We start from the raw sequence: 4564 nt of genomic DNA on the forward strand, positions 1-4564 counted from the left end.
CGGACGCCCGCTCCGGCGTGCCGCGTCCGGTCGCCCGGGAGGAACCGGCGCCGGGGACACGCCGTACGCCGTCCTGACGTACCGCCTCCGCCGGCGAGGGCGGCTCCGGGCCGGGGCCGCCCTCCCGGTCCGGCGGACGGCGGTTTCCGCCGGTACGGGTTCCGGCGCCGTGGCCGGGCCGCGGCGGTGGTGTCCGCGGATGCCCCGGTAACCTGCGTCCTCATGATGCGCGTGTGGGTCCTGCCGGTGTTGTCGGTGCTCTGCGGCTCGGTCGCCGCGGCCGGGCTGGTCCTCGCCGGCCGTCCCGGTGCGGCCATGGCCCTTCTGCTGGCTCTGTCGGCGTTCGCGGGCCTGAACTCGCCCCTTTTCTTCCCGAGGTCGATCGGCGCTTCGGAGGCACGACGCCGCAGCGCGGTCGACGGCCGGCCGGTCGTCTTCTGGCGGCCCGGCTGCATGTACTGCCTGCGGCTGCGCGTCCGACTGGGCCGGGCCGCCGGGCGGTTGCACTGGGTGGACATCTGGCGTGACCCGGACGGAGCGGCAGCGGTGAGGGCGGCCAACGACGGTGACGAGACCGTGCCGACGGTCGTCGTCGGGGGCCGGCCGCACGTCAACCCGGATCCCGCGTGGGTCCGCGAGCAGCTCTCCCCTCCGTCCGCGCCGTAGGAAGCCGGAGCGGTACCGCAAGTACCGGACCCGGGAGTGCCCGTTCCTCTCCCCGGCCGGCCGGGGCGCGGGCGCGGCTGTCCACCAGCCGGTCGCCGTCCAGGTGTGAAGCGTGTGCCAAGAACCGCCGTTCCGGTGCCCGGTGGCCGTAAGATCTAGTGATCTCGTGGGGGTGGTCATGCGCAGGCAGCGTCCCGGTACACCGACGCTGGAGGAGGTGGCCGCGCTCGCCGGTGTGGGGCGGGGCACCGTCTCCCGCGTCGTCAACGACGCGGCGGGCGTGAAGGATTCGACGCGCCGTGCCGTGCAGCGCGCCATCGCCGAGCTGGGGTACGTCCCCAACCTGGCGGCCCGTTCGCTGGCGGGCCGGCGTGCCGACGCCGTCGCGCTGGTCATGACGGAGCCGGACTGGCGGCAGTTCGGTGAGCCGTTCTTCTCGGAGATCGTCCGCTCCGTCGGCGACGCGCTGACCGACACCAAGGTGCAGCTGCTGCTCACCCTGGTGCGTACGGACGCCGAGCGGCAGCGCCTCGTGGAGTACGCACGCGGCGGCCGGGTCGACGGTGTGATGCTGATGTCCGTGCACGCCGAGGACGCGTTGCCCGACATGCTGGCCGAAGTGGGGCTGCCCACCGTCCTGCTGGGGCGGCGCTCGGGCGAGGAGAGCGTGACCTACGTCGACGCGGACAACACCGGCGGCGCCCGCGGCGCGGTGGCGCACCTGCTGGGTCTCGGCCGCCGCTCGATCGCGACCATCACCGGGCCGCTCGACATGTACGTGGCCCAGTGCCGGCTGCGCGGTTACCGCGAGGCACTGGAGCGGGCGGGCGCCGAGAGCAGGTCGGCCTGGACCGTCGAGGGGGACTTCTCGGCGGACAGCGGACGCCGGGCGATGGCCGAACTCATCGAGCGTGCCCCGGAGATCGACGGTCTGTTCGCCGCGTCGGACACCATGGCCGCGGGCGCGCTCGACACCCTGCGCGCGGCGGGACGCCGGGTGCCGGAGGACGTCGCGGTGATCGGGTTCGACGACTTCCCGCTCGCCCAGCACACCGCTCCGACGCTGACGACGGTGCGCCAGCCGCTGGAGGAGATCGGCCGGACGATGGTGCGGCTGCTCCTGGAGGAGATGGAGGAGCCGGAGGTGGCCTGGCGGCACGTCATCCTCCGCACGGAACTGGTGCTGCGCGGCTCCGCCTGACCCGCCCTCCCCCTTCCCCACGACTTCCCCACGAGCCCCACGGGGCACGGCGTCATCGAATGTTTCGGGAGCGCTCCCGAGGCGGACGCCCCTTGTGGATCAACTCTCTGACCTGCGTCTTCGAATTTAATTCGACAGTTTCCCGCGCACAGCCTTGTCAGGGACATGGGTAGCTCCTACAGTCCCGTTCCGAAACACCAATGGGAGCGCTCCCATCAATGGGGAGAGGGGAGCGCTCCCTCCCGGTCGCCCCCGCACCCTCTTGGAGAGGCCCCCGCATGCGACGGTTACCGCACCACACCCGGGCCCTGCGCGGCCTGTTCGCGACGCTCCTCACCGCTCTCGCCGTGGTCGCGGCGCTGGTGACCGCGACAGCGCCGGCCCAGGCCGACACCACGATCTGCGAACAGTACGGTTCGACCACCATCCAGGGGCGCTACGTCGTCCAGAACAACCGCTGGGGCACCAGCGCCACCCAGTGCGTCACCGCGACGGACACCGGGTTCCGCCTCACCCAGGCCGACGGCTCGGTGCCCACCAACGGCGCCCCGAAGTCGTACCCGTCGGTCTTCAACGGCTGCCACTACACCAACTGCTCGCCGGGAACCGCCCTCCCCGCGCGGATCAGCTCGATCTCCAGCGCGCCCAGCAGCATCTCGTACGGCTATGTCAGCGACGCCGTGTACAACGCCTCGTACGACATCTGGCTGGACCCGACGCCCCGGACCGACGGCGTGAACCGGACCGAGATCATGATCTGGCTGAACAAGGTGGGCCCGATCCAGCCGATCGGCTCCCAGGTCGGCACGGCCACCGTGGGCGGGCGCACCTGGCAGGTGTGGTCGGGCGGGAACGGCTCCAACGACGTGCTGTCGTTCGTCGCGCCGTCGGCGATCAGCAGCTGGAGCTTCGACGTGATGGACTTCGTCGAGGAGACCGTCGCCCGTGGAATGGCACAGAACGACTGGTACCTGACGAGCGTCCAGGCCGGCTTCGAGCCCTGGCAGAACGGCGCCGGGCTCGCGGTGAACTCCTTCTCCTCCACCGTCAACACCGGCGGCGGCAACCCCGGGGAACCCGGTGGCCCGGCGGCGTGCACCGTGTCGTACGCCACGAACGTCTGGCCGGGCGGCTTCACCGCCGACGTCACCGTGAGGAACACCGGTTCGTCCGCCGTCGAGGGGTGGAAGCTCGCCTTCACCCTGCCCTCCGGGCAGCGCGTCACCAACGCCTGGAACGCGTCCGTCAGTCCCTCCTCGGGCGCGGTCACGGCGAGCGGGCTCGGCGGCAACGCGCGGATCGCGCCCGGCGGAAGCCAGAGCTTCGGCTTCCAGGGAACCTACAGCGGCACCTTCGCCCGGCCGAACGGATTCAGCCTGAACGGCACCGCCTGCACGGCCGCCTGACCCGACCGGCGGGCCGCACACCCGCCGTGTCCCCCGACCCGGGGCCCGCTCCTCCTTCCTGCGCCGACAGGACGGGCCCCGGGGCCCGTCCCTCGAACTCCCCGCCCGTCCGGTTGACGCCCCTCCCCGACGGGCGGGGCTTCCACCTCCCGCCACTCCCCGACCCATCCACTACCGGCACAGGAGATCCCCATGCTCTTACGACGGAGATTCGTCTCCCTGGCAGCAGTACTGGCCACCCTCCTCGGAGGGCTCGGCCTGAGCTTCCTCTGGCAGGACGACGCGCGGGCGCACGGCGTGGCGATGATGCCCGGATCGCGCACCTACCTCTGCCAGCTGGACGCCCTCACCGGCACCGGCGGGCTGGACCCGAGCAACCCGGCGTGCCGGGACGCGCTGAACCGGAGCGGCTCGACGGCGCTGTACAACTGGTTCGCCGTCCTCGACTCCAGAGCGGGCGGGCGGGGCGCCGGCTATGTGCCGGACGGGACGCTCTGCAGCGCCGGTGACCGCTCCCCGTACGACTTCTCCGCCTACAACGCGGCCCGCGCGGACTGGCCCCGGACGCATCTGACGTCCGGAGCGACGGTCAAGGTGCAGTACAGCAACTGGGCCGCCCATCCCGGTGACTTCCGGGTCTACCTCACCAAGCCCGGCTGGTCGCCCACGTCCCAGCTCGGCTGGAACGACCTGGAGCTCATCCAGACCGTCACCAACCCGCCCCAGCAGGGCTCGGCCGGCGCCAACGGGGGCCACTACTACTGGGATCTCAAGCTGCCCTCCGGCCGCTCCGGGGACGCGCTGATCTTCATGCAGTGGGTGCGTTCGGACAGCCAGGAGAACTTCTTCTCCTGCTCCGACGTCGTCTTCGACGGCGGCAACGGCGAGGTGACCGGCATCGGCGACTCCGGTGGCACGCCGGACCCGGACCCGACGGACCCCCCGCCGCACACCGGTTCCTGCATGGCCGTCTACGAGGTGGTGAACTCCTGGAGCGGCGGCTTCCAGGGCTCCGTCGAGGTGATGAACCACGGGACGTCACCGCTCAACGGCTGGGCCGTGCAGTGGAAGCCCGGCGCCGGGACCACGATCGGCAGCGCGTGGAACGGCTCCCTGACCAAGGGCTCCGACGGCACGGTGACGGTGCGGAACGTCGATCACAACCGAGTGGTCAACCCCGACGGAAGCGTGACGTTCGGCTTCACGGCCACGTCGTCGGGCAATGACCTCCCGGCGGGCACGATCGGCTGCGTGACACCGTAGCCGGCCCCGGCGGACGGCACCGGCACCC

4 protein-coding genes are annotated in these 4564 nt (G+C 71.9%); all 4 read left to right on the forward strand.

Annotated elements, in window-relative coordinates:
• Positions 1-222 precede the first annotated feature (222 nt).
• The 4 genes from B7767_RS00290 (at position 223) to B7767_RS00305 (ending at position 4536) form a co-directional block, all read left to right on the forward strand.
• Positions 223-666 carry a glutaredoxin domain-containing protein gene (locus B7767_RS00290; protein WP_085570286.1) on the forward strand — a complete coding sequence of 148 codons (444 nt, stop codon included), beginning with the start codon at positions 223-225 and terminating at the stop codon, positions 664-666.
• Between the two features lie 178 nt (positions 667-844).
• On the forward strand, positions 845-1867 hold the full coding sequence (locus tag B7767_RS00295) for a LacI family DNA-binding transcriptional regulator (protein ID WP_085570289.1): 1023 nt from the start codon (positions 845-847) through the stop codon (positions 1865-1867).
• 278 nt (positions 1868-2145) lie between these two features.
• Positions 2146-3273 carry a cellulose binding domain-containing protein gene (locus B7767_RS00300; RefSeq protein ID WP_085570287.1) on the forward strand — a complete coding sequence of 376 codons (1128 nt, stop codon included), beginning with the start codon at positions 2146-2148 and terminating at the stop codon, positions 3271-3273.
• A gap of 192 nt (positions 3274-3465) precedes the next feature.
• Entirely contained in the window at positions 3466-4536 is a 1071-nt protein-coding gene (locus B7767_RS00305) for a lytic polysaccharide monooxygenase (RefSeq protein WP_085570288.1), read from the forward strand.
• The last annotated feature ends 28 nt before the right edge of the window (positions 4537-4564 follow it).

Source organism: Streptomyces sp. 13-12-16 (assembly GCF_002114215.1).
Taxonomy (GTDB): domain Bacteria; phylum Actinomycetota; class Actinomycetes; order Streptomycetales; family Streptomycetaceae; genus Streptomyces.